Genomic DNA, 24,555 nt, shown 5'->3' on the forward strand with positions numbered 1-24,555 from the left:
CTTGAATAGATTGGTGCTCCTATTTTCCTTCAGCCCCCATGAGGCCCGACTGCATGCGATCAGCCGCCTATGGATCCCCAATCGAGTTGGGGAAGACGACCCTGGAGCGTGCGGCGGAAGCCAGTATGCGCCGTGTTCCAACTCCTGATTCGCATAACTAATTAAATACCTTTTCTCTTTTACCTTTTCTCTTTTACCTTTTCTCTTTTACCTTTTACCTTATTTCATCACCACCATCGTCCGCGTGGCGGTAAACGCGCCAGCGGTGATGCGGTACAGGTAGAGCCCGCTGGGCAGATGAGCGGCGTCGAATTCCACCTCATGGCGTCCGGCCGGCGCAGAGCCGTCTACCGGAGTCGCCACCTGGCGGCCCAGCACATCAAACACCGTGATCTGCACGGCGCCGGACTGGGCGAGCGAGTAGACGATCCGGGTGACGGGGTTGAACGGGTTCGGGTAGTTTTGTTCGAGTGCGTAGGTAGCCGGCAGCCCCTCTTCGATACCTGTCGACGTGCGCGGGTCCACAAATACCGTCACCGTGGCGACGTTGGATAGCTGCGGCACACGCAACGTCTCGGCCCCGGTTACTGTGCCAGAAAGCGACAGCTCGATGCCGGTGCCGCTGAGTTCAACCGTATCCGCCACGGCGACCGGCAGTTCGATGGTGAGCTGCTCCGCGTCGGCGAGGAATACCCGACCGCTGAGGTCCAGGTCCGTCTCCGTATCAAAGACCTGGGGGTCGTCCGGCACCTGGCTCGCGAGGAGGCCCGTCCCCTCGAGTTGGACATCTCCGAGCACGCCCACCTTGTTGCCGGACTGCATGAAGTCTCCATCGGTGATCCCTGTAGCCGGACCCGGCTCGTTGATGACCAGGCGAATCCCTCCAGAATCCGCCGCCACGAAGAGCCTGCCAAGTGCGATCAGCCCGCCGAAACGAAATTCCAGATCCACTGCTTCCGCGAGAGACAGGTCCATTTTGACCAGGTGGATGCCGGTATACGGCGGTAGATTGGGTTCGATGAAGAACTGCAACGTCCCGCCGACAGGCGTTTCCACCTCATCCGTATCCGACCCGATGATAGTGCTCACCCGTGCGTTCAGCAGGAGCGTCGACAGGTCCGGATTGATGGCGATTTCCTGGATGGGCACGGTCTGCACGAGGTACGTGAACGTGTCGGTGCCGGTAAAGCCGGTCGCGGGCGTGTAGGTGAAGGCGCCCGTGCGCTCGATCGCAAGCGAGCCATTCGCCGGCGGAGTCACCAGAACCGCAAAGACGGAGTCCGTGCCGGCGATGTCGTCGTTCGAAAGCAGTCCGTTGCCGCCTACCGCGAGACTACTGTCTATCTTGACTACAAAGGCATCTGCGACAGCGATGAGACGCGTCGTGTCGGGCGGGACCACCTGGCCCAGGGCCGTGCCGGCGAACGCGGCAGCACAAAAGAAGAGGGTAGCGAAACGCATAGGGAGTAGGGAGTTAAATCAAGCGCTTAATATAGGACTATTTCAAAGAAGTGTAGCGATGGAAGGATCATCATGGCTCTGGATGGCCGCGGCGGCGTTGCCCGGGGGGTTCCTGGCCTATCGGTTACACCTCCTTTCTGCCTCCGGGGCGATCGCGGCGACGGCCTTTGGGTGTTGCCTCCTGATTCTGGGTGATGCGCGCTGGCTCATGCTGGCTCTGGCCTTTTTTATCCCATCGAGCGCCCTCTCGAAGCTGGGTCGCCGGCGCAAGTCGGCCGCCGAGGCGCGGGTGGAGAAGGGGAGCCGGCGCGACGCCGGCCAGGTGCTGGCGAACGGTGGGGCGGCCTGGGCGGCGCTGGGTCTCCATGCGCTGTGGGCAGGCGAGGTCTGGGCGCTGGGCTTCGCGGGCGCCCTTGCCGCCGCTGCCGCCGATACATGGGCCACCGAAATCGGTGGCTTGGCGCGTTCCACACCGCGTATGATCACGACGGGCCGGCCCGTGCCGCCCGGCACCTCCGGCGGCGTGACGCTTCTCGGCTGTGCGGCCTCCCTTGCCGGGGCGCTGTTCATCGCTCTCATGGCGATGGCGCTCGGGCTCGCGACCGGCTGGGGCGTGCCGGTGGTGGCCGTTGCGGGGGTATTGGGATCGCTGACGGACAGCGTCGTCGGCGCGACGCTTCAGGCGCTCTACAGGGATGTGCAGGGGAGCATGACCGAGCGCGCCGAGATGGCGGGCCAGCCGAATGAACTGATACGCGGTGTGGCGTGGATGACGAACGACGCCGTCAATCTGGCGGCGACGGTCGTCGGGCTGGCGACGGCTGCGGCGTTGGGATGGTGGATAGCGGTATGAGGATTCTGGAACGGGCGGTTTTTTTGGGCGCGGTGTTTTACATTAGGCACCTCATTCCCACCTCAATGCGCGTCGCTTATGCCTTGGTATAAGAAGTTACACTGGCAGATCATCATCGGATTGGTGCTCGGTCTCGCGTACGGCGTGGTGGCCGCGGCGGCCGGCTGGACCACCTTCACCAGCCACTGGATCGCCCCGTTCGGCACCATCTTCCTGCGCCTCCTCCAGTTTATCGCGATGCCGCTCGTGCTGGCCTCGCTGGTGACGGGCGTGGCGTCGCTTTCTAATCTACAGAAGCTCTCGCGTATCGGGGGGAAAACCCTCGCGATCTATATGGGGACGACGCTGATCGCCCTCATCATCGGCCTCGCCATCGTGAACGTCCTCAGGCCGGGGGACTCCGTGCCAGCGGAGATGCGGGATCGCCTGCAGGCCACATATGCAACCGACGCGGCCTCGCGTCAGCAGCAGGCCGAGGCGGCCAGTAGCCGTGGACCGCTCCAGCCGATCGTCGACATCTTTCCGGGTAATTTTTTTGAGGCCGCCGGCAACAACCGGAATATGCTCCAGGTCGTCTTTGTCGCCATTTTCTTTGGCATCGGGCTGCTGATGATCCCGAAAGACAAAAGTGAGCCCATGCTCCGCCTGTTCGAAAGCCTCAATGAGCTGGTGATCAAACTGGTGGATATCATCATGTATTTCGCACCGATCGGGGTGTTCGCTTTGCTGGCGGACACGATCACCAGTATTGCACAGGGCGGGTTGTCGGACATCGTCGAGCTGGTCGGGGCGCTCGGGTATTACTGCATAGCGGTTATCCTCGGCCTGATGCTCCACGTGGGCATTGTCTACACCGGTATGCTGAAGCTCTTCAGCCCGATGCGCATCGTCGACTTCTTCCGCGGGTTTGCGCCGGCCCAGTTGGTGGCTTTCTCCACCTCGTCGAGCGGCGCCACGCTGCCTGTGAGCATGGAGTGCGCGGAGAAAAACCTGGGCGTTTCGGAAGAGGTCTCGTCGTTTGTGTTACCGCTCGGTGCGACGGTCAACATGGACGGCACCGCCCTCTACCAGGCCGTCGCGGCGGTATTTATCGCCCAGACGCTGGGGATGGGTCTGGATCTGGCCGCGCAGGCCACCATCGTGTTTACGGCGCTTCTGGCGTCCATCGGCACGGCCGCGGTGCCGAGCGCCGGCATCGTCATGCTGGTCATCATCCTGGAATCCGTGGGAATCCCGAGCGCCGGCATCGCGCTCATCCTGGGGGTCGACCGGATTCTGGACATGCTCCGGACCGTCACCAACATCACCGGCGACGCTACCGTAGCCGTGATCGTCGCCCATAGCGAGGGGCAGCTCTCGATACCGACGAGGCAGTGATCATCCCCCAATATCCAACAGACTCACGTCGCGGCGGGCGGGGTCGGCGGTAGGGCCGGCTCTGGACGGATGCGGGCGTCGTAGTCGAGGCCTGGATAGAGGCAGTTCAACCGCTCAATGCGTACGAGTAGATGCGGCACGCAGACCCATTCGAGGGACAGGAAGATCGCGTCTTTACGGACGGCGAGCTGGGCGGTGTCCCGGCTGGCGCAATCGATGCACGTTTTCATGGTAACCCCGGCTAATCGATGGAATCGCCCGGGATGATGTAGCGCCTCTGGGGTGATGGCCTGAGGAACTGGTTCTAAAGATACCTGCCCTAGAGATACAATGCGAGTCCGAATTTTGCAGCGGCGTTTCGGAACGCGCTGGCTTCCGCGTTGGCGACAGGGTCGCCCTGGGCAGCGTCCATTGGCTCGCTCCCGGTGGCTTCGCGCGAAAATTTGCCCTCCTCGGCGTGGATCGTGAGGCGATAGCTGACATGGACGCGGTTCGCGGCGGCGTAAATCGTAGTGACGGCGCCTTCCCAGCCCGGTGCGAACTGGTCCAGAATGGCGATGGTATCGTTCAGGTTGAGGTATTTGACGCGCCGGCCTCCGACCTGCCGGCTTTGAATGACGTGCGCGGGGATCGGTTTACGGAGGTCGTTCAGGATCTGGGATAGCGGCCGGCCATAGGGCTCGTCATGGTCGCGAATCTGGAGTTCCATGCAGGATGTCTTCGTCGTTTGGGGGTGATACCGGAAGATGAACAGCCGGATCGAATGGATGATTCTACTGGATGATTCTACAGGCGCCGCGCCGCCCGCGTCAGCGGATAATCGTGGCCAGCCGGTTGACGACGCGTTCGCCGTCGGGAAGGGACGCGTGTAGCCGGAAGACATACGTTCCCGCGGGCAAATGGGCTCCGGAAAAAGCGATCTCTCGCGCGCGGCCGCCCGATAGGAGGGTCGCGGGCGAGGCGTGAATCTGCCGGCCCAGCATGTCGATCACTTCCAACCGTACCAGCGCCGCCGTCGGGAGATCGAACTGGAGCGTCGTCTGGGATGCAAAAGGATTCGGGAAGTTGCCGTAGACCAGAAATGCGTCGGGCAAGATAGATGGATCCTCGGATGCGGTGCCGCCCGCATTACTGAGTGAGCCATTGGCAAGGTCTGACGCCGGCGACCCTTCGTTAAACACGAACCGCTCAAAACGAAGATCGGTCGTCCCCGTCCCTACGAACCGGGCATGGAGCGTGAGCAACGTGCCGCCACCACTGAGAAATCCCGCGCCGGCGCCGGCTATGACCACACGGTCGGCCGTGCTGAAATTCGTAGTCAGAAACATCGTTTCGGCGAGGAAGCCGGCCGTTGTGACGCTGTCCACGCGAACGATCGTGGAGTCGAACGATACGATCAGATTAATCGCCACTACGTTGAGGTCGGTCGTGTCGCCCACACGTACGGGAATGTCTATTTCAGGCGCTGTGGTCACCGTGTCGGGCAGCGATACGGCAATCGACTGCGCCGACGTGGACCCCGGGGCAAGCCACAAGATGCCTGGCAGGGCAATGAGCAAAACGAGTATACGAGACGTCATGTGTTCAGAGCCAGATCACGAGCTCGGAAGCGACAGCGGGGGCCAGCGCGTCCGGATCGGACGATTAGTAACGTGTGTGTCAACGATCTGAAGGTGGTGCGAAAGTGAGACCGCGTCAGAGCGGGGACAACGGGCTCAGGACTAAGTCGTCGCAACCGATCGGGTTCCTGGAAATCTACCACGAACCCCGGCAATGATCGTTCCGCGCCATATAGTTAGGGGTTGTCTTTTAACCGGCGAAACGCTGTATCTTGGCCGGAGCGTCACCTTTCCCATCTATCCCCCCATACCGATGGCTGCCTCCACCCGCTTCTGTTTTACATGGCATGCCGGCAGGGTCCGGTACCTGTTCATAGCTGTCTTTCCAGTGGTCTGCCTGGCCGCCTGCTCCCCCACCGAAGCGCCGATGAACGCCCGCACCGATCCCGAATTCAACTACCGCCGCACCCTTCCACCGCTGCTACAGACCGAATCCGGGAGCCCCGTTCAGAGCCCGGAATCGTGGCGGGAAGTTCGCCGGCCGGAATTGGTGCGCCTTGTTCTCGAGCATGAATACGGCATCATGCCGCCCCCGCCGGCCGAAATCGGCGTAGAGGTGCTTCAGGAGGATCCCGCGTACCTGGACGGCGAGGCCGTCAAGAAACTCGTCCGCCTCACAGTAGGCCCGCCCGGGACGCCGACCATCGACGTGCTACTCATCGCCCCGTCCGGCGTGCAGGGCGCCTCTCCCGTCATCCTGGCCCTTAATTTCATGGGTAACCACGCCACCATCGACGATCCGACGATTCCCTTGACGCCCCACTGGTTGCCCGATCGCGGCGAAGGGGTGGTGGATAACCGCGCCACGGAGGCGGCACGGGGCACGGTGGCGGACCGATGGCCATTCCGGGAAATCATAACACGCGGGTATGCGGTGGCAACGTTTTATCACGGCGACGTCGATCCGGATCGCGACGATTTTACGGACGGCATCCACCCGCATCTGCCCGTAGCCGGCAGCGTGGAGCGAACCGATACCTCCTGGGGCACCCTGGCGGCATGGGCCTGGGGGATGCAGCGGGGAGTCGACTATCTCCTGCAGGAGCCCCTGGTCGACCCTGCGCGAATCGCCGTCATGGGGCATTCCCGGAATGGGAAGGCAACGCTCCTCGCGGCGGCGACTGACGAACGCATTGCCCTGGCCATCTCCAATCAATCGGGCTGTGGCGGCGCGGCGATCAGCCGCCGGCGGGTGGGCGAAACGGTCGAAGCGATAAACACAGCGTTCCCGCACTGGTTCAACCGCCGGTTTCGTACCTACAACGGCAACGAAGACGCGATGCCCATCGATCAGCACAGCCTCCTGGCCCTCATCGCCCCGCGTCCGCTGCTGGTGATGAGCGCCGAAGCAGATACGTGGGCGGATCCGCTCGGCGAGTTTCTGTCGCTCGTCGAAGTGGATCCCGTGTATCGATTGTTACGCGGCGACAGCCTCGCTTCGCGCGATATGCCGCCAGTGAACACGCTCATGCGCGGAGCGCTTGGCTACCATATTCGGCCCGGCGAGCATGGCGTGGGCGTCGCGGACTGGATGGTGTTCATCGACTTTGCGAATGACCACTTCGAAGGGCGTTAGCGGCGCAACGTCACAAGGCGCGCCGTAGTGAAATCCTCACCATCGACCCGGATCAGGTAGACGCCGTCTGCGAAGCCGGCGGCGTCGAGGGTGAGGTAACGCACAGCGCCGGCGTCGAGTGATTCGTCCAGCAACACCGCGAGTTGTCTTCCGAGCAGGTCGTACATGGCCACTCGGACGCGTTCCGATCCCCGGACGCCCACCGCGAGTTCGGCCCGGCCGGAGAACGGATTCGGGTACGGGGAGATCACCAGGAAGCGCTGATCGGGGCCGATGAGGATATCGATGGGGTCACTCACCGTTTCCGTCCCATCCAGGTTGCGCTGGCGAAGTCGGAACGTGCCCACGCCCTGCGATTCGGGGATGAAGCGGAATTCGTAGGGCTGTCCGGAGGTGGTGATCGTCGTCGCATTGACGTTGCCGATTGGGACGAAGGATTCCGCCGTCCGCTGCTCGACGGTATACCGGATGCCCGGGAGGCTGGAAGAGGCCTCCCAGGAAAGAACAATTTCCAGACCCGAGAGGCGCCCGGAGAAGGACACGAGACGGATGGCGGCGGGGGCGCTGCACGCGGTGACGAGCGGCAGGCCGCAGACGGGCTCGACGCCCAAAGCGCGATACGGCTCGGTATTCGGGACACACAGTCCTGGCGTATTGTCGGTCAGTGCGCAGGTAAGGCCGGCGGCGGCCCGCTCGGCCAGCGCCAACGGCACAGGTCCGCTGAGGTTATTGCCCGAAAGGTCCAGATCGGTCAGCGCCGGCAGGGCGGCCAAGGGCACGGGCAGGCGGCCGGCCAGGTTGTTGGCCGGCAACGTCAACCGCACGATCAATTGGTCCTGACATCCGACGCCAAACCACTGGCAGGCGGACGACGTTTCGAACCAGCCGTCCCGATTCGTCCACTCCGGTCCCCCAGTCTCGTAAAATACCTTCTCGAGGGCGGCGCACTCCTCGCCCGAAATATCCGTGAGGGCCCTGCAGTACGAACAGTCTGCTCGGGGCCCGAGGTTGCATACGCCCTGAGTGCCGTACAGCGGCGTATCCGGGTGACACAGGCCACCCGTGTTGTTCTCAAGTTCACAGACGTTCAACCGGGCAAGACGGGTCGCAGCGCTCGGAGAGATGGCGCCGACAAAGGCGTTGTTGTAGGCCTTGAGGAATCGCAGACTATCGTGTTCGACGAGCGACTGCGGCAGGCGCCCCGTGAACCGGTTGTTCTGGAGCTGAACGCTTTGGAGGCCGGCCAGGCTATCCCAGACCTCTGGTAAGGAGCCGACAAACTGGTTCGATGAGAGGTCAATGTGACGGAGGCGATTGAGACGGGCCAGATCGGGAAGGATGGTGCCTTCGAGATTGTTTTCGCTCAGGTCGATCTCCTCCAGGGCTTCCATGCCGTACAGCCGGGCGAACACCGGCCCATCGAGCTGATTCTCATCCATCTTGAGGATGCGTAGCTTTTTCAGATTGCCATACTCGACCGGGATATTGCCGCTGATATTGTTTCGGCTGAGATCCAATACCTCCAGTTGTTCGAGCGACCCGAGGGCCGAGGGCAGGTTGCCCTCGATGCGGTTAAAGTAGCCGCCGCCGACCGTGTTGTTAAGGATGAGCGTACGCAGTTCCGGGAGCAGCGCGATGGATTCCGGGATAGAGCCGCTCAGATCGTTGTCGTGCAGGATGATCTCGGTGATGTTGCGCGGCCACTCTTTTACACTGCAATCGACACCCTGCCATTCACACACGTTGCCGGCGAGCAGCCAGCCGGTGTTGGTCACCCAGGTGGTGCCGTTTAGACTGAAAAATAAATCAAACATCGCCTGGCACTCCGATACCGGCACCTGCGTCACGAGCATGCAATCGACTGGACGCTGGGCGCTGGCATCCTGGCTTTCGCCAACCGATACCGTGAACAGGGTGGCGAGGAGGGCCGTTCTGAGAGAAACCGTCATCCGCGGTAACAATGGCCTGGTTCAGAGGGGAGATGGATACGAAGCGGGCCCCGTTTCGTTCGGAAGCCCCATGTAGAACACCCCACCGCCGGGCCGTGACCAGCGCCGAGATTATGGGGTGGGTTGCAGGAAGGCTTCCGGCTTCAGGTTAGGCTTGAATTTGTCGCCGAAGCCCGAATTGTTGGGTTCGTAGATGCCTTCAATGCGGACATCCGCGCCTTCGGGGGTGATAAGATCCTCCCGACCTATGGCCCAGAGGATGCCTTGAACGGCCAGCCGGCGCATGGACTCCTCCTTGAAGTCGTACGGATGGCCGAGTGTGGTGAAGAACACCCGCGCGGTATGGCCGGCGGTTCCGGTGTAGGTCTTGGTCCAGGCGACGGGATTGGTCAGGGGAAACTCGTCGAGCCGGTTGTTCTCCTGGTGCCCGGAGCGGAGGGCCGTGCCGACGAGCAACGGCCGGCTGTCGCCCGAGAGTTCGTACGCCCCGCCATCCACATGGTACAACCAGGAATGGGCCTCGAACGGCGTCACGCCGCGGAGGATCGGGTGCCCCGTTTTCCAGGGGATGAGTTGGACGTCCGTGAGCGGCTTGTTGCCGTCGTCGAAGTGACCGTGGTGCGTGATCCACTTCTGGCCGAAGACGTTGGCCGGCCAGGTCTCGTTAAACGCGGCGCGGGTCGGATCGTCCTTGTAGAGGAAGGCATGGGTGGAGGTGCGGAAGCCGGCGACTGGTTTGCCGGACTCCACGAAATCCACGATGCGTTTTAACTGGTCGTCCGGCAGTGCCCTGAATCGGGTGAAGACGACCATCATATCCGCCGTTTCGAGCGCCTCGAGACCCTGGATGTTGTCCAGCACATTCGGGTCGACCACACCGTCGGCATTCAATGCGAAGCAGACCGTGGTTTTGAAGCCGTAATTACGCTCCAGCATGCGCGCAAGCATGGGCATCGACTCTTCGGAGCGATACTCTTCGTCGCCCGTGACAAAGACGATGTGCGGGGCTGCCGGCAGAGGCGCCGGGGCCGGCTCTGCCCGGAAGTCCATCATCAGGAGCAGGACGGTCAGTACGGGAATGGCGATGGGGAGGATCAGGCGCATGGAGATGTACAGTCGATGGGTGTCGCATACGGCAAGTCATAAGAATACGAATGCCCGGGCATCAATTCTTGTTGCGCGTGTTACGCAGCCTATGTTTTTTCTTCGTAGGTTAAAACTACCTGGGGCGCAGCAACCCGCATGCGCGCCGATGTCTGGGAGCAACAGGGAAATAGCCATTGACAGGGAAATAACATTTGATGGTGGAGATGATCCAGCGGTATTTATCCAGGCTCATGTATGGCGTCGTGCTGGGAAGCCTATGTCTAACGCTAGGCTGTTCGGGCGGCCTCGGCCTGAACACGAGGTCGGTGATATCACGGCCTCAAAACTGGCAACTCGTCTTGACGCGGCTGCGCGTCGTCGATGCTCAGGAGGATCGTTCGTTTCTGGGCGTTCCCCTGAGCAACGGCGACGAGCCCTATATCGTGATTTTTAGTTACAGAAGCCGCTTCGGTCGTTCAGGCACGACGGAGGTTACCGTCAATCGATACGAGAATAGCGACTGGAGCGGTGGGCTCCGCGCTGCGCAGACAGCCACAATTCCAGGTGACATGGGGATCATGCGGTTTGACGGTGTGGAGAGCGACGAAGTGATTGGCTTTGTCGCGATCGCCTTCGAGTCGGACCGCTCTCCCTGGGCTGTGATGCGCAACCGGGTGAAGGAAGTGACCGAGTACGTGAGAACCAATGTGGCCCGAAGCGTCGAGGAACGTCGTACGCCCAGCTTCGAAACATCCAACTTTATAGACGAATTACACCTTGCGCTCCACGATGCGGTCGTCCCCCTCCGCCAACCCCTGGTGACGGGTAAGGCGATTGAAAACGTAGTGTTTTCCGCCGGCGACACCGATGAGATGATAGGAGTAAACTCCGCCATCTTCATGCGCTCAGCCCCAACAGAGGCCTACAGTCTTCCCCACTATCGCAATGGTTTCCTCTCGGATCAGCTGTCGAACACCACATTCGACCTTGAGGGCCGAGCGCTGATCTTTGAGAGTACCGAGATGGAAGCCAGGTACGATGTGGAATTACAGGTGGGCCAGTTCTGATTCTTATTACCCATGAACAAGACACCCGCGACGTCTATGACACGATTCTCCATGCCTTCGCGAATGGTATCGCTGGTTTTGATCGCGATTACCCTCGGCCTGCCGTCGGCGGCCTCGGCTCAGATGGTGCAGTACACCACGGAAACGACCTTCAAGATCGACGCTTTTGGCGCGATCGGCCGGATGTTCGGTCGCAAACCCATGACGAGTACGACCTATGTCACCCGCGAACAGATGGCGACCGTCACGGGCGACGCCGGCTCCATCATCAGCCTGCCCGATCGGATGTTGACATCCGTCGATTTTAAGCGGCGCACCTATACTGAGATGACATTCGACCAGATGGTGGCGATGGCGGAGCAGGTGGCGACGGACATAGAGGCAGATGCACAGGAAGCGCGGGAGGAGTCGCCAGCCGGGGCGGACTCGGTAAAGGTGACATACGATTTCGACGTGTCCGTGGACGACCTCGGCGAATCGGAAACGATCAGCGGATTTTCTACCGATAGGATGCTCATCACGATCGAGCTGCAGTATACCGCCGAGGGCACCGACGAGTCGGGCCAGACCGAGACGGCCAGCGGCCGGTTCTTCGCCGTCACCGATGCCTGGGTGGGGGAGGGCGTGCAGGGCAACGCCATCGTGAAGGACTTTACACGCGCCTACGCGGAAGCGTTCGCGATGGCCATCGACCAGTCCAGCAGCCCGATCGCCTCACTCGGCCAGGTCCTCCAGCAGGACCAGCGGATCGGTCCGGCGTTCGAACGGATGGCGGAGGAGATGAAAAAGCTCGACGGCACCCCGCTACGCAGTACGACCTATATCGTCACGGTCCCCGAGACGATGGAGCTCGATGTCGACCAACTGCTGGGCCGCAAGCAGGCCGAGAAGAAGCGCGGCGGTGCGCTAGGTGGCATCGCCCGCTCGGCCCTCCGTTCCCGCGGGATTCCGGTTGGCGGCGAGGCGCCGAATGACGCGCCGCCCGCGGAGCAGCAGACGCTCCTTACGATGACCGAGGTCTATACCTCCATCGAAGAGGTAGCCATCGATCCCTCCCGATTTCAGGTCCCGTCCGGCTTCACGAAAGAGGCCCCGCCAACGATGGGAGCGCAGAATAATTAGAGGCGTGAGACGCTCCACAGGAGCGTCTCTACAGGAGCGTCTCTACAGCCCATCACGGCATCAATTAAACGAATCACAGGCGTCCGTATTCCCGCTCCGGAAGCCTTTCTGAAACCATTCCATGCGTTGCGCGGAGGAGCCGTGGGTGAAGGATTCGGGTTGTACGCGTTGGCCGGCCATGCGCTGAAGCCGGTCGTCGCCGACGGCCGAGGCCGCCGCAAGGCCTTCTTCGATATCTCCTTCCTCCAAAATATTCCACTGACGCTGCGCATGGTACGCCCAGATCCCCGCATAACAGTCAGCTTGTAGCTCCATGGCCACTGAAAGCGCATTCGCCTCCGCACGGTCGGCGCGGCTCTGCAGCTGACGCACCTGGCGTTCGATACCCGTGATGTTCTGGACATGGTGCCCGATCTCGTGGGCGATGACATACGCAAAGGCGAAGTCGCCGGGAGCGCCCAGTCGCTGGAGTTCACGCAAGAAGCTGAGATCGAGATACATCTTGAAATCCCCCGGGCAATAAAACGGCCCCGTTGCGGCGGTGTTGTAGCCGCAGGCGGACTCGACGGCGCCATCGTACAATACCAGTCCCGGCTGCTGATAACGGCTGCCGGCAGCACTGAACAGCGCGGTCCACACGTCCTCCGTATAACCCAGGACTACGGTGGTGAAATCGGCGGCCTCATCCTGTACGCCGCCGGCTTGTGCGGGTGTCGGTTGGCTGTTTTCAGTCGTCATTTGCTGTAGTAGCGCCGTAGGATCCTGCCCCAGCAGCAGACTAACCAGCAAGGCGACGATCGCCAGACCACCGCCCATTTTGATACCGCGCCCCATGGGCGCGCGACCGCCACCGCGGCGGTCATCTACATTCGAACTCCGCCGGCCTTCTTTCCAACGCATAGTGGTCTTCCTCTGTGAGATAGGTATCCGGGTCAATTCAAGGAATATACGCCACCGCGGTCGACATCAACCAGAGGGCCGGGTTTTGATGGCTGTTGTCGACTTGGACCAACAAAAACGGGGAAGCGCGGCTCGCGCGCTTCCCCGTAGGCTGCATCGATGAGGCGTGGGGCTATTTGAGCAGGGTCATAAGGCTGGTCAGCGCGCCGGCGGGGGTTTCGAGGCGGTAGAGGTACATCCCGCTCGGTAGGTCGGCGGCATCGAAGGTGGCTGTATGCTGGCCGGCGGCAATCGATCCATCCACCAGCACGCTCACTTCGCGTCCGAGCATGTCGAACACACTCAGGCGAACCTGGGCGGCTTCGGGTAGCGAGAAGCGGATGGAGGTGGTGGGATTAAAAGGGTTCGGATAGTTGCCATCGACAGAGAAGGTCGCGGGAAGGGTAGTGAGTTCAGCTGTCTCGTCCGTCGTCGACTCAGCCACGCTCCCCTGCACGGAGCGATCCAACTTCTTGTTCAGCTGGCAAGCGCCGGGTCCTGTCGCTCCGGTATTGAAGGATTCCAGCGCCTCCTTGATCCACTCGCCGTGATCCCATTTGCGCTGGTTGTTGCCGATGCCACCGTGTGCGATCAGCCATTGGTCGGCCATCGCGATGGCATGGGCAACGGAAGAGCCGTCGGCCCCTTTGGCCACATTCAGGTGGGCGGCGATCAGTTGCTCGGCGAGGAGGATAGACTTGTCCCCGCGAGGGTTCTTGACCATCATATCCAGCATCGTCCGCTTCCCGTAGGTCACGCCGCCAAGAGTGATCTGACGGATGGGCCATTCGGCCGGGTTTTTCTTCCAGTAGCGCAGCGCGCAGGTGCAGCCGTTGTCGACGGGGGCCGGCGGGGTGAAAACGATATTGTCGAGACCGCCCGAGCCCTGGTGGGCCATTGCAATTCGGACCACACCTGCCGTGCCGGTGCCTTCGGCGCCGCTATCGGTGCGGACGACGGCCACACCGTTGTTGCCGGTCATCGGCGTCGTGAACACGCCGATCAGCACCCCTTCGGCATCAAACAGTTCGACATTTTGATACTCATTGTTTTCGCGGTCGATGACCGTGAAGGCAAACAGCGTCACCGGTTCGGGGAAGCTCAGGGTGAAGGTGGAGGCACCACCTTCATCGTCCGGGTCGGTCACGCCGGCTACGCCCTGGCCGAAGGGGGCGATTTCTTTTGGATACTCGTGGACGATGAGCACGTTGCCCAGCGCCGTGGTATTGGCATACGGCGCGCGGCCGCCTTCAAAACCGACCCCGGGCCCACTGAACTTCGCGTTCGGGCTACCGAGGTCGGGGTCGCTGCCGGTACAGCCGTCGGCGCAGTGAGAGTCGAACAACACCGCGGCGTTGGACGCCGGCGTGTTGGTGAGGTTGGAGCCGAAGACGCGGATCGGCCCATAGCCACCGTCGGCGCGGACGGAGTCGACCACCTGGCCCTTGGTCATCGCGTCGAAGGTGATGGTCTGCACCTGGGCGCGCAGCGGCGCGGCGGTGAGGCCAAGGAATACAAGGATTGCAAGAAACGGAAACAACCGGGGGTGCTCGGCGCAGGCGGTCCAGGGGGAAATCGCATCACGCATAAAATATCGGAGGAGTTGGGGCGGCAGGCCGCACGATGAGGGGGTTCGTGGTGGGTGGACCAAGTAACGAAGAACAAGGGGCGCTCCCGTGCGTGTTCTGGCGTATCGCGGCAGACTGATAGTTGTAAGATGAGCGGGTTTTCCACGCCAACCGCATGGGAGGATCGCAGCCACCCCGGCTGCGCCGCTGGCTTCCCGCGCGGGGATGAGTAAGCGCACGCCCCGCTCCAGAAGGCCCTCATGGCACGATTTTGAGGGTGCCGTTTGGGGATGGTCGGTCGATGCGTATTTTAGCGCCCGCTGTCGACACCCGCCTTTTGGGGGTCGCCGGCCTTTGCGGCCGCTGTGCCTGCGGGGCATGGTAGAGGGCGCTCTGCCTGATGTGCGATGTACTTATCCGGCCGGTGGGCGTCTTGTAGCCTGCCATCCCGGCGTATCAAATTCGATGAAGATATCCCCGATCATCACCAGTACGCTGCTCAGCCTCGTCGTCATCTGGGTGATGGCGCTGTATGAAGTGGGCCCTTTGCAATCCTGCGCGATGGGGATCATGCGATTCCCGTATATCCTGGGGGTTGTACCGCCAATCGCGGGCGTGTTGACGCTGCCCATTTTCTTCCTGATGAACCTTTGCGACCGGCTGGGCATACGAAACAACGGCGTCAGGACAGCCATCGCGCTCGTATTTCAGTTGCCACTGACGTTTTTGATCTCAGCTTTCGTCACTCCCATCGACGATGGCATGATGTGGCGATGTGTGTTTAACATGCCCTGAAGGCCATCCCGGCCAGAAGAGCCTATCCCACCAGTACCCTTATGGCCAAGCTCGAAGTCGTGAACTATAGCGCGGAATGGAATCCCGTACACAACAGCGGGTTCATACGAGCGGTTTTCTCAAACGGTCAGCAGGCTGAACTGCCCATCGATTCGACCGAGGAGTTCATTGCGGTGATGATGATGCTGGAAAAGGCGCCCGTATTCCTCGACACCCGAACGATGGATCTCGCCATCGCGCAGCGTAGCACCGGAAAGTAAAGGGGCGTCAACGGAGGACTGCGTCAGGGGGGACGGTAACAAAGCGACCGGTCCGGTCGTTATTGAACTGACACCCCCATCCGGAGCGCCCGTGTGGCCGTAAGCAGTACATGATTGGGCGCGCTCGGGGACGGGTGGATCTACCATGCATTCACATCCCTTAAGGTACGCATATGAATTTATCGTTTCGTCAACCGCTTCTGAATGGCCGCCTCGCGGCTTTCGCGCTACTGGCGCTCCTTCTGTTGACGCCGGCTCTCGCCGCACGGGCTCAGGTGAGCCTTGGAATCCTTGGTGGCGCCAATTTTTCAGCGTTTGAGGACGTGACGGCCGGCGAGTCGCTGATTGAGCTGGACAATTCAACCGGCTACCATATCGGCGCTTTTCTCGACATCGGCTTCGGGCCCCTCGGCATCCGGCCGGCCGTTTATTACCTCGACGCCGGCCCCCTGTTTAGCGGCGCCGACTTTCTCGACGAGGACGACTTTCATCTGGCCTACGTAAGTGTGCCGGTGGACCTGCGGTATTCCCTTGGCGTCGGCCCCATCAAGCCGTACGTGCTCGCCGGCCCCGAACTGCGCATCCTGGCCAACGGCCAGAATGCCCCTGATGAACTGCAGGACCGGCTGAGCGATCTGGTGATGAACGGCGGCGTCGCGGTGGGCATCGAAATCGGGATTCCCGGCGTCGGACTCACATTGTACCCTCAAATCCGGTACAGCTTTAGCCTGTCGGATTGGCTGGATCGTTCGTATGAGATCGGAGGCGTTTCAATCACGACAGACGATGGGCAGAGGCCGAATATGTGGCTTCTGAGTCTCGGAGTGGGCTTTTAAGCCCCGCCGGGCGCTTGCACTACCTTCGGTATCGTGCGGCCCTCGCACGGCCGATTACCGGGACAAAGATTCACGCGTTCTAGCTTGTCCTTTATCCGTCGGGGCATGCTATATTCCGGGCGTTCGACACGCCCATTTGTATACCTGACGGACGTCCCCGGATGACGAAACCCACCAATCGCACGCGCCTGGCCCAGTACCAGGATGTCGACGCCTCGTACCTGGAAAACCGCAAACTGCAGAAACACGCCGGCTGGGTTCTGCTCTGGGCACTGGGCGTCGGCGCGGTGATTTCGGGTGACTTCTTCGGGTGGAACTACGGCCTCGTTTCGGGTGGCTTCTGGGGTCTGGCGATTGCGACGGTGCTCATGGCGATCATGTACGTTTGCATGGTCTACAGCATCGCCGAGTTGTCCGCCGCACTGCCTCATGCCGGCGGGTTTTATTCCTTCACACGCAGCGCCCTGGGGCCCTTCGGCGGGTTCGTCTGCGGCGTGACCGATACGATCGAGTACGTGATCACGCCGGCGGTGATCGTCGTGGGGATCGGCGGATACATGAACGCGCTCGTCCCGGGCGTTCCGCCCTACGCCTGGTGGTTCATTTCGTACGCCCTGTTTATTGCCATCAACATCCGGGGCGTGGCGCTCACGCTGAAGGTTGGCCTCGTGGTCACGCTCCTGGCTGTGCTGGTGCTGGTGGTGTTCTACGTCAGCACGCTCTGGACAGGTGCTTTTTCATGGGATCTGTTATTTACCGTGGCGCCTGATCCGGGCCAGTCCGCGACGTGGTTGCCGCGCGGCTGGGGCGGGGTGTTTGCGGCCCTGCCGTTCGCCATCTGGTTTTATCTGGCCATCGAACAACTGCCGCTGGCCGCCGAGGAGACCCACGACGTCGTCTCGGCCATGCCAAGGGCCCTGCTGCTTGGCATCGGCACGCTGCTGGTGCTTTCACTTTTCACCCTGGTGCTGAACAGCGGGGTCGGAGGGGGTGCGGCCGTGATCGGGGCCTCCGCGGCGCCGCTCGAAGAAGGCTTTCGGGCTGTGTTCGGCGGTGGCGCCACGACGACGCTGTTGACCATCGTCGCCCTCACGGGCCTGGTCGCCAGCTTTCACACCATCATCTACGCCTACGGCCGTGTGCTCTTTGCCCTCTCTCGCGCCGGCTACTTTCCTCGCTGGATCTCGGTAACCGGGAAAAACCGGACGCCCTACGTGGCCCTCCTCCTCGGCGGGGCGATCGGCTTCGCCGGCGCGGTGGTCATTCACCTGCAGGAAGGCGCCGCCGTCGGAGCCGCGCTGCTGAACATGGCCGTCTTTGGCGCCGTGATCTCGTACGTGCTGGTGATGGTAAGCTATATCAAGCTGAAGATATTTAACCCCGATCTACCCCGCCCCTACGTCAGCCCGCTGGGCATCGGCGGCGCGGTCGTGGGCGTCGCCCTGGCGCTGGTGGCGCTGGCTGCCTGCCTGGCCGTGCCGGATTACCGCCCGGGCGTCTGGGGGACGGTGATCTTCCTCGCTATCGCCGTGGTCTATTTCCTCACCTATAGCCGCAACCGCCTCGTCGCCCAGGCGCCCGAAGAAGAAATCGCGCTGATGACGAAGGCGCAGGACGAGCTGGCACATAAATAACGTCTACGTTTTCCACCCTCCCGTTCCTCTAACTATCCGCCCAACCACTTTTCACTTTTCACTTTTCACTTCTCACTTCCCCCAATGTCTACCCTTACCGGGATGTTGACGCCCGAAATGCTCCAGAACCTCGTCAACACCGGCGAGATCGAAACCGTTCTGGTCGTCTTCACCGACCACTACGGCCGTTTCATGGGTAAACGGTTTGACGCGGACTTTTTCCTGGAAGAAGGCATGGTCCATGGCACCCATGCATGCGACTACCTGCTGACGGTCGACATGGAGATGGAGCCTGTCGCCGGCTACCGCTACTCGAACTGGGAACGGGGCTACGGCGACTTTCACCTCGTGCCGGACCTCTCGACCCTCCGCGTCGCCACCTGGCTGGATCGCACGGCAATGGTCCTGTGCGATATCTACACCGAAAAAACGCACACGCTGGTCGATGTAGCGCCCCGTTCGATGCTGCGCCGGCAGATGGATCGGTTGGCCTCGAGCGGCCTGGTGGCGAAGGCCGGCTCGGAGCTGGAATATTACATCTACGAGGACTCATACCGCGAAGCATCCGACCTGCGGTACACCGGCCTCCGCCCGATGGGCTGGTACCTGGAAGATTATCATGCCCTCCAGGGCACCCGCGAAGAGGTGTTCACCGCGGCCGCGCGCCGGCACCTCAAACACTCGGGCATTCCCGTCGAGAATTCGAAGGGCGAATGGGGCCTGGGGCAACACGAAATCAATGTCCGATACGCCGAGATCATGACGATGGCGGATCGGCACGTCATCTTCAAACAGTGCCTCAAGGAAGTGGCCGACGAACTGGGCCTGAGCGTGACGTTCATGGCCAAACCGGCGGCCGACCAGGCCGGCTCGAGCTGCCACATCCACCTGAGCCTCTGGAAAGACGACGCCAACGCGTTCGCCGGCGAAGAACGCCTCGGCCCGATCGCGTGTTCGCCGCTCTTCAGGTGGTTTCTGGGGGGATGGATGGCCCACGTGCCCGAGATGATGGTGTGCTACGCCCCGACAGTGAACTCGTACAAACGTTACCAGGCCGGCTCCTGGGCGCCCACGCGCCTGGCGTGGAGCCACGACAACCGGACAGCCGGGTTCAGGGTGGTCGGCAGCGGCAAAAGCCTGCGCATCGAGTGCCGCATCCCCGGCGCCGACTGCCACCCGTACCTGGCCTACGCCGCTGCCCTGGCCTCCGGCCTGGACGGCATCGCCAACCGGATCGAACCGCCCGAGATGTTTGATGGCGACATCTACAACGCCGGCCACATCCAGGCCCTCCCCAAAACACTCCGCGAAGCCACCGCCAGCTTCTCCGCCAGCCCCTTTGTCCGTACCGCCTTCGGCGACGACGTGGTCGACCATTACAGCCACTTTTTTACCGTCGAGCAAGACGCCTACGACAAAGCCGTGACGGACTGGGAGCGGAAACGCTACTTCGAGAGAATCTGAAGGATGGGTACAGGTTGGCAGGCCTGTCCTGAGGGACGGCGGCGCCAGCCGACGGACTCGAAGGATTGCAGGTTGCAGGTTGCAGATTGACTTGCCTATCCTGAAGGATAACGGCGCGAGCCACTTTTCACTTTTCACTTTTCACTTTTACCTTTTCACTTTTACCTTTCCCCATGCGTCTTAAAGACAACGTTGCGCTGATCACCGGCGCCGGCGCCGGCATCGGCCGGGAGACGGCACTGCTTTTTGCCCGCGAGGGCGCCCGAGTAGTGGCTGTCGACATCAACGAAGAGCCTGGCCGCGAGACGGTTCGGTTGGTGGAGGCCGCCGGCGGTGTCGCCTCGTTTTTCCGGGCCGATGTGTCGAAAGGGGCCGACTGCGAGGCGATGGTCGCGGCGGCGGAGAAAGCCTACGGCCGGCTAACGGTGCTGTTTAACAACGCCGGCATCATGCACAGCCAGGACGACGACGCGGTATCCACCGAGGAATCGGTGTGGGACCTGACGATGAACGTTAACGTGAAGAGTGTCTTCTTCGGCTGCAAGTACGGCATCCCCGCGCTGCGCCGCGCCGGCGGCGGCTCGATCATCAATACGGCGTCGTTCGTCGCGTTGCTGGGCGCGGCCACCCCGCAGATCGCCTACACCGCCAGCAAAGGCGCGGTGCTCTCAATGACGCGCGAGCTCGCCGTCATCCATGCACGCGAGAAGATCCGAGTGAATGCACTCTGCCCCGGGCCGCTGCGCACCGAGCTGCTCATGAAATTCCTCAATACGGAAGAGAAGAAGCAGCGCCGGCTCGTCCACGTCCCAATGGGTCGATTCGGCGAGGCCGCCGAAATGGCCCAGGCGGCCCTCTACCTCGCCTCAAATGAATCGTCCTACGTGACGGGCACGACCTTCACGGTCGACGGCGGCATCACGGCGGCGTATGTGACGCCGGAATGAATGGGTTGAGTAGGGACACGATACATCGTGTCCCCTCCTTGTCCCCTCCACGCATCCTCCTCCTGGTTAACGGCCGTTTTTTGTATCCCCATGCAGTCATCGTTTGAAGGTCTGGCCATCGGCGACGCGCGAGTCGCGTCCATCGACGGCGCCACGCGCATTATCTACAATCCCGCAACCGGGGCTGCGGTGGCCACTGTCGCCGAGGCCTCCGCGGCGGATGTGGATGTGGCCGTGCGCCGGTCGCACGCTGCTTTTATCAACCCCTCCTGGCGCCGGATGTCCTCGCGCGAGCGCGGCCGGCTGCTCATGAAATTGTCCCTGCTGATCCGCGAGCGGACGGAGGAGCTGGCGCAGCTGGAGAGCCTCAGCGCCGGCAAACCGATCGCCGGCGCCCGTGGCGAAATGGGCGCCGTGGCGAACTGCTTCGAGTATTACGCCGGCGCCGTCAATAAAGTGTTCGGGCAGACGGTGCCGGTGGCGGCCAACGGCACCGGGCTCACCTTCCGCGAGTCGCTGGGGGTCTGCGTGGCCATCGTCCCGTGGAATTATCCGCTCGTGATCGCCGGCTGGAAGCTGGCGCCCGCCCTGGCGATGGGTAATACGGTGATCGTGAAGCCGGCCGAGGCGACGCCGCTGAGTGTGTTGCGATTGGCGGACCTTGCGCTAGAGGCCGGCTTTCCCGCTGGGGTTTTGCAGGTGGTATCCGGGCAGGGGCCTGTCGCTGGCGATGCGCTCGTGGCGCACCCGCTCGTGCGTAAGGTGTCGTTTACGGGGTCCACCCGGGTGGGCGAACACGTGATGCAGCGCGCGGCGGCCGGCACGAAGCGGGTGTCGCTGGAGATGGGCGGCAAGTCCGCTAGCATCGTCTTCGCCGATGCCGACTTGGAAGCGTGTATCCCGTCGTCCGTTTATGCCGTGTTCGACAATACGGGGCAGGACTGCTGCGCGCGCAGCCGCATCCTCGTGCAACGGACTTTGTTCGACCGATTCGTCCAGCGGTTTATCGATCGTACGAAAACACTGGTGATCGGCCCGACGGACGACCCGGCGACCGAACTGGGACCCCTGATTTCCCGGGCTCAGCGGGATCGGGTGGTCAGCTACATGGACATCGGCCTCGCCGAGGGCGCCGAGCGCATCTACGGCGGCGACATGCCGGCCGGTCCGGGACATTACCTGGCGCCATCGGTGTACGTGAACGTGAACGCCGATATGCGGATCATGCAGGAGGAAATCTTTGGCCCCGTCGTGGGTATCATGCCGTTCGACACCGAAGAGGATGCCGTTCGCATCGCCAACGACAGCCAGTATGGCCTCTCAGGGTCGTTATGGACGCGCGACGTGGGGCGTGCGCTACGCGTGGCGCGGGCGATGGACACCGGCATGGTGTCAATCAATAGCAGCTCGAGCGTCCACATCGAAATGCCCTTTGGCGGTGTGAAACAGAGCGGCCTGGGGCGTGAACAGGGCATGGCAGCGTTGGAGCACTACAGCGAGTACAAGTCGGTATTCATTGCGAACGACTGAAGCCCAGATGGTCACACCCGTACTACTTGCGATCGGCGTTGTCGCCTGCGGCCTCCTCCTCATTGCCGAATACCGCCGGCAGACCGGCGGCATCATGTTCTGGAAGATGGTGGCGGCCTCCGTGTACCTCGCCCTTGCGGCGCCAGGGGTTGAAACAGCATACGGTCGCCTCCTGATGACGGCGCTGGCGCTGTCCTGGATCGGGGATCTATTGCTGCTGTTCGATCGGAAGCCGGCGTTTTTCCTTGGGGGCCTCGGGGGATTCTTTCTGGCCCACATTGGATTCACGGTGGCCATGTACGCCTACGGGTGGGACCTGGTCGTTTTTGTGGGCATCTACCTGTTCCTCGGCGTTCTGGCGCATGTCTGGATCTGGCGCGGGTGGCTGACGCACCACGTCGCCGGCGGGATGCGTGTCGCCGTGCAGCTGTACCTCGTGGCCATTCTGGTGATGGTCGCCGCCGCGATCAGCGTGTCCTGGCAGCATCAGGCGCCCGTGTTTGCCGTGGCCGCTCTCCTGTTCGCCGTATCCGACGTCGCCGTAGCCCGGCAGCAGTTTGTCGAAGCGACCTTCGAAAACAAGATCTGGGGGTTGCCGCTGTACTTCTCGGCGCAATATCTGTTTGCGCATACGGTCGGCGGGCCGTGACGCGGAATCGATGGAGGGCCCTCAGGGGTCTTGAGTACCCCTGAGGGCTGATCAACGCAGCGTGTTGTCGCAGACTCAGTCCCTTCCTCACCCTCCCATGGAAGCGCTCGCCGTCGTCTCACCCAGTTCCCAGCCGGGGCGGTATTGGCGTCGGAGCATGGCGTTGGCTTCCGGCACGTTCGTGATCTCCATCTTCTCGGCATCCCACTGCAGGCGCCGGCTGGTCAGCAGCGCGATATTGCCCAGGCAGGTCGATTCCGCCAGATCTTGCACGTTCTGGAAGCTGCCGGCCGACTGCCGGCCTTCGCGGATGGCGGCGATCCATTCGTCCGTCCCGTCGAGCACCTCTTGTTCATCCGTCTGAATGGCGCCTTCCATGGCCTTCATGCGGCTTTCGGGCAATAGCTTGAAGTCGCGGCAGTGGTAGTCGCCCAGGATCTTGCCGTATTCGCCGACGAGCATCATGCCCTCCCTTTCGAACTCCTGGCCGGCGTCGTACATCTCTTCGGGGATTCGGGGGGTCATCCCGCCTTCGTACCAGAATATATCCACATCCTTGTGTCGGAAGTGGACCGTGCCCCCGTTGGGGAAAGCCACTTTGGAGCGGCGCCATTGGCTCTGGTTGCCGGCTATGACGGCGCTGTTCGAGGAATGGCCCTCGATGGTGAGTGGCGCGCCGGGGTTCAGCATACGGTAGATGCGCCACAGGCTGTAGTTGCCCATGTCGCCCAGGCAGCCACTCCCGTAATCCCACCAGCCCCGGAAGAGCGCGTGGGTATAGTTGAGGTTGTAGGGTCGGTCCGGCACCGGACCCTGCCAGAGTGCCCAGTTCAGCCCCTTTGGCGTTTTTTGCTCGGGCAGATAGTCCATCCACCCCTGCGGCCAGACCGGGCGCGCGGTCCAGTTGTGTACCTCTTTGACTTTGCCGATCACGCCGGCATCGAGCCAGCGCTTGAGCTTGTGCCACTCCGCGTCGTTCTGGTAGGCCATCTGATGGGTGACGAGGCCGGTCTCGCGGGCCGTTTCGACGGCAAGACGAACCTCATGGAGTGCATTCGACAGTGTTTTATGGGTGATGGCGTGTTTGCCATGGTTCATCGCGGCGATGCTCACCGTTGCGTGAAGATGCTCGGGCGTCATACAGATGACGGCGTCGATGTCGGGCTCTTTCGCGAGCAGCTCCCGGAAGTCTTCGTAGGTGCGGACGCCCTGGTAATCGTTCAACCCGCGAACGTTCTGGTAGTAGGTGTTGATGATTTCCTTGCCCGGCTCGCGGCCGGCGCGGACGCCTTTTTCGGAGCCCCAGCGAGGCTCATTGATGAACGTGCGGACACGGTCCCGGAGGCCGTTCTGGCTCCAGTCGCGGTAGTCATCGGAGTCCTTGTTCGGGTCGGCGAGCGCCACAATCTGCAGGTTGTCGTTGGGCAACCAGCTGCCCATGAGCATGTTGAATGCCATCGTCCCGGAGCCGACCAGGGCGATGTTGATTTTGTCGCTCGGGGCGATGCGGCCCGGGGCCGCGCGTACGTAACTCGGGAGGATGGTGAAGGCGGCGGATGCGGCGGTGGCCGCAGTGAGGAACTGGCGCCGGTTCAAGGTGCGATCGGGTGTCATGGGCCTATCCGGATGAAACCTGGGACGTGAAACCTGAAACCTGGAATAGCACAACGCAGGCTGCAGATGGAAGGTGGTGGAATCTGCATGGTACAATCGCCGGAGCTGGAAGTCATCACTCGGAAGGGCTTTTTTATGAAGCATTCGCCAGATAGTCTCATAGGATGAGAGGATCCCGATGGACCGTGGGGGCACGCCGGCCGGCGTGC

General features: G+C 62.0%; 22 protein-coding genes. 13 read left to right on the forward strand and 9 right to left on the reverse strand.

Annotation, left to right across the window (positions count from 1 at the left end):
- Positions 1 to 219: 219 nt before the first annotated feature.
- Complete coding sequence (locus SH809_01575) at positions 220 to 1,461, reverse strand: Ig-like domain-containing protein (protein MDZ4698368.1); 1,242 nt, start codon at positions 1,459 to 1,461, stop codon at positions 220 to 222.
- Between the two features lie 58 nt (positions 1,462 to 1,519).
- Here SH809_01575 and SH809_01580 point away from each other — a divergent pair, with 58 nt between their 5' ends.
- Together SH809_01580 and SH809_01585 are read left to right on the forward strand one after the other, a co-directional pair.
- Positions 1,520 to 2,314 (forward strand): DUF92 domain-containing protein, encoded by a 795-nt coding sequence (locus SH809_01580; protein MDZ4698369.1) that lies wholly within the window; start codon positions 1,520 to 1,522, stop codon positions 2,312 to 2,314.
- A 78-nt stretch (positions 2,315 to 2,392) separates the two neighbouring features.
- Positions 2,393 to 3,691, forward strand: coding sequence for a dicarboxylate/amino acid:cation symporter (locus SH809_01585; GenBank protein MDZ4698370.1), 1,299 nt, complete (start codon positions 2,393 to 2,395; stop codon positions 3,689 to 3,691).
- 23 nt (positions 3,692 to 3,714) lie between these two features.
- On the opposite strand, the gene SH809_01590 is transcribed toward SH809_01585, so the two are convergent.
- From SH809_01590 to SH809_01600, 3 genes are all read right to left on the reverse strand, one after another.
- Complete coding sequence (locus SH809_01590; protein ID MDZ4698371.1) at positions 3,715 to 3,921, reverse strand: hypothetical protein; 207 nt, start codon at positions 3,919 to 3,921, stop codon at positions 3,715 to 3,717.
- An 89-nt stretch (positions 3,922 to 4,010) separates the two neighbouring features.
- Entirely contained in the window at positions 4,011 to 4,400 is a 390-nt protein-coding gene (locus SH809_01595; GenBank protein MDZ4698372.1) for a hypothetical protein, read from the reverse strand.
- Positions 4,401 to 4,500: 100 nt separating this feature from the next.
- On the reverse strand, positions 4,501 to 5,271 hold the full coding sequence (locus SH809_01600; protein MDZ4698373.1) for a hypothetical protein: 771 nt from the start codon (positions 5,269 to 5,271) through the stop codon (positions 4,501 to 4,503).
- A 292-nt stretch (positions 5,272 to 5,563) separates the two neighbouring features.
- Between SH809_01600 and SH809_01605 the strand changes: the two genes are divergently transcribed.
- Entirely contained in the window at positions 5,564 to 6,886 is a 1,323-nt protein-coding gene (locus tag SH809_01605) for a hypothetical protein (protein MDZ4698374.1), read from the forward strand.
- On the opposite strand, the gene SH809_01610 is transcribed toward SH809_01605, so the two are convergent.
- Both SH809_01610 and SH809_01615 read right to left on the reverse strand, forming a co-directional pair.
- Positions 6,883 to 8,835: a hypothetical protein gene (locus tag SH809_01610; GenBank protein MDZ4698375.1), complete on the reverse strand. Its 1,953-nt coding sequence runs from the start codon at positions 8,833 to 8,835 to the stop codon at positions 6,883 to 6,885. The two genes, SH809_01605 and SH809_01610, sit on opposite strands and share 4 nt — an antisense overlap.
- A 111-nt stretch (positions 8,836 to 8,946) precedes the next feature.
- A complete protein-coding gene (locus tag SH809_01615; GenBank protein ID MDZ4698376.1) occupies positions 8,947 to 9,939 on the reverse strand; it encodes a ThuA domain-containing protein in 993 nt (330 codons plus the stop codon).
- 308 nt (positions 9,940 to 10,247) lie between these two features.
- Between SH809_01615 and SH809_01620 the strand changes: the two genes are divergently transcribed.
- Together SH809_01620 and SH809_01625 are read left to right on the forward strand one after the other, a co-directional pair.
- A complete protein-coding gene (locus tag SH809_01620) occupies positions 10,248 to 10,988 on the forward strand; it encodes a hypothetical protein (protein MDZ4698377.1) in 741 nt (246 codons plus the stop codon).
- A 36-nt stretch (positions 10,989 to 11,024) separates the two neighbouring features.
- Positions 11,025 to 12,110 (forward strand): hypothetical protein, encoded by a 1,086-nt coding sequence (locus tag SH809_01625; protein MDZ4698378.1) that lies wholly within the window; start codon positions 11,025 to 11,027, stop codon positions 12,108 to 12,110.
- A gap of 60 nt (positions 12,111 to 12,170) precedes the next feature.
- On the opposite strand, the gene SH809_01630 is transcribed toward SH809_01625, so the two are convergent.
- Positions 12,171 to 13,010, reverse strand: a complete 840-nt coding sequence (locus tag SH809_01630) for a neutral zinc metallopeptidase (protein MDZ4698379.1) — start codon at positions 13,008 to 13,010, stop codon at positions 12,171 to 12,173.
- 172 nt (positions 13,011 to 13,182) lie between these two features.
- Positions 13,183 to 14,637, reverse strand: coding sequence for a T9SS type A sorting domain-containing protein (locus SH809_01635; protein ID MDZ4698380.1), 1,455 nt, complete (start codon positions 14,635 to 14,637; stop codon positions 13,183 to 13,185).
- A 445-nt stretch (positions 14,638 to 15,082) separates the two neighbouring features.
- Between SH809_01635 and SH809_01640 the strand changes: the two genes are divergently transcribed.
- The 8 genes from SH809_01640 to SH809_01675 all read left to right on the forward strand — a co-directional run bounded on the left by SH809_01640 (position 15,083) and on the right by SH809_01675 (position 22,732).
- Positions 15,083 to 15,412 (forward strand): hypothetical protein, encoded by a 330-nt coding sequence (locus tag SH809_01640; GenBank protein MDZ4698381.1) that lies wholly within the window; start codon positions 15,083 to 15,085, stop codon positions 15,410 to 15,412.
- A gap of 41 nt (positions 15,413 to 15,453) precedes the next feature.
- Positions 15,454 to 15,672: a hypothetical protein gene (locus SH809_01645; protein ID MDZ4698382.1), complete on the forward strand. Its 219-nt coding sequence runs from the start codon at positions 15,454 to 15,456 to the stop codon at positions 15,670 to 15,672.
- Between the two features lie 173 nt (positions 15,673 to 15,845).
- The gene (locus tag SH809_01650; protein MDZ4698383.1) at positions 15,846 to 16,508 is read left to right on the forward strand and encodes an outer membrane beta-barrel protein; all 663 of its coding nucleotides are present in this window, start codon (positions 15,846 to 15,848) and stop codon (positions 16,506 to 16,508) included.
- Between the two features lie 161 nt (positions 16,509 to 16,669).
- Entirely contained in the window at positions 16,670 to 18,142 is a 1,473-nt protein-coding gene (gene eat, locus SH809_01655) for an ethanolamine permease (GenBank protein MDZ4698384.1), read from the forward strand.
- 84 nt (positions 18,143 to 18,226) lie between these two features.
- Positions 18,227 to 19,606, forward strand: a complete 1,380-nt coding sequence (locus SH809_01660; protein ID MDZ4698385.1) for a glutamine synthetase family protein — start codon at positions 18,227 to 18,229, stop codon at positions 19,604 to 19,606.
- Between the two features lie 173 nt (positions 19,607 to 19,779).
- Complete coding sequence (locus tag SH809_01665) at positions 19,780 to 20,553, forward strand: glucose 1-dehydrogenase (protein MDZ4698386.1); 774 nt, start codon at positions 19,780 to 19,782, stop codon at positions 20,551 to 20,553.
- A gap of 90 nt (positions 20,554 to 20,643) precedes the next feature.
- A complete protein-coding gene (locus tag SH809_01670; GenBank protein ID MDZ4698387.1) occupies positions 20,644 to 22,083 on the forward strand; it encodes an aldehyde dehydrogenase family protein in 1,440 nt (479 codons plus the stop codon).
- 7 nt (positions 22,084 to 22,090) lie between these two features.
- Positions 22,091 to 22,732 carry a lysoplasmalogenase family protein gene (locus SH809_01675; protein ID MDZ4698388.1) on the forward strand — a complete coding sequence of 214 codons (642 nt, stop codon included), beginning with the start codon at positions 22,091 to 22,093 and terminating at the stop codon, positions 22,730 to 22,732.
- A gap of 87 nt (positions 22,733 to 22,819) precedes the next feature.
- Here SH809_01675 and SH809_01680 read toward each other — a convergent pair whose 3' ends face one another.
- Positions 22,820 to 24,346: a Gfo/Idh/MocA family oxidoreductase gene (locus SH809_01680; GenBank protein ID MDZ4698389.1), complete on the reverse strand. Its 1,527-nt coding sequence runs from the start codon at positions 24,344 to 24,346 to the stop codon at positions 22,820 to 22,822.
- Positions 24,347 to 24,555: the final 209 nt, after the last annotated feature.

The organism is Rhodothermales bacterium (genome assembly GCA_034439735.1).
Lineage (GTDB): Bacteria > Bacteroidota > Rhodothermia > Rhodothermales > JAHQVL01 > JAWKNW01.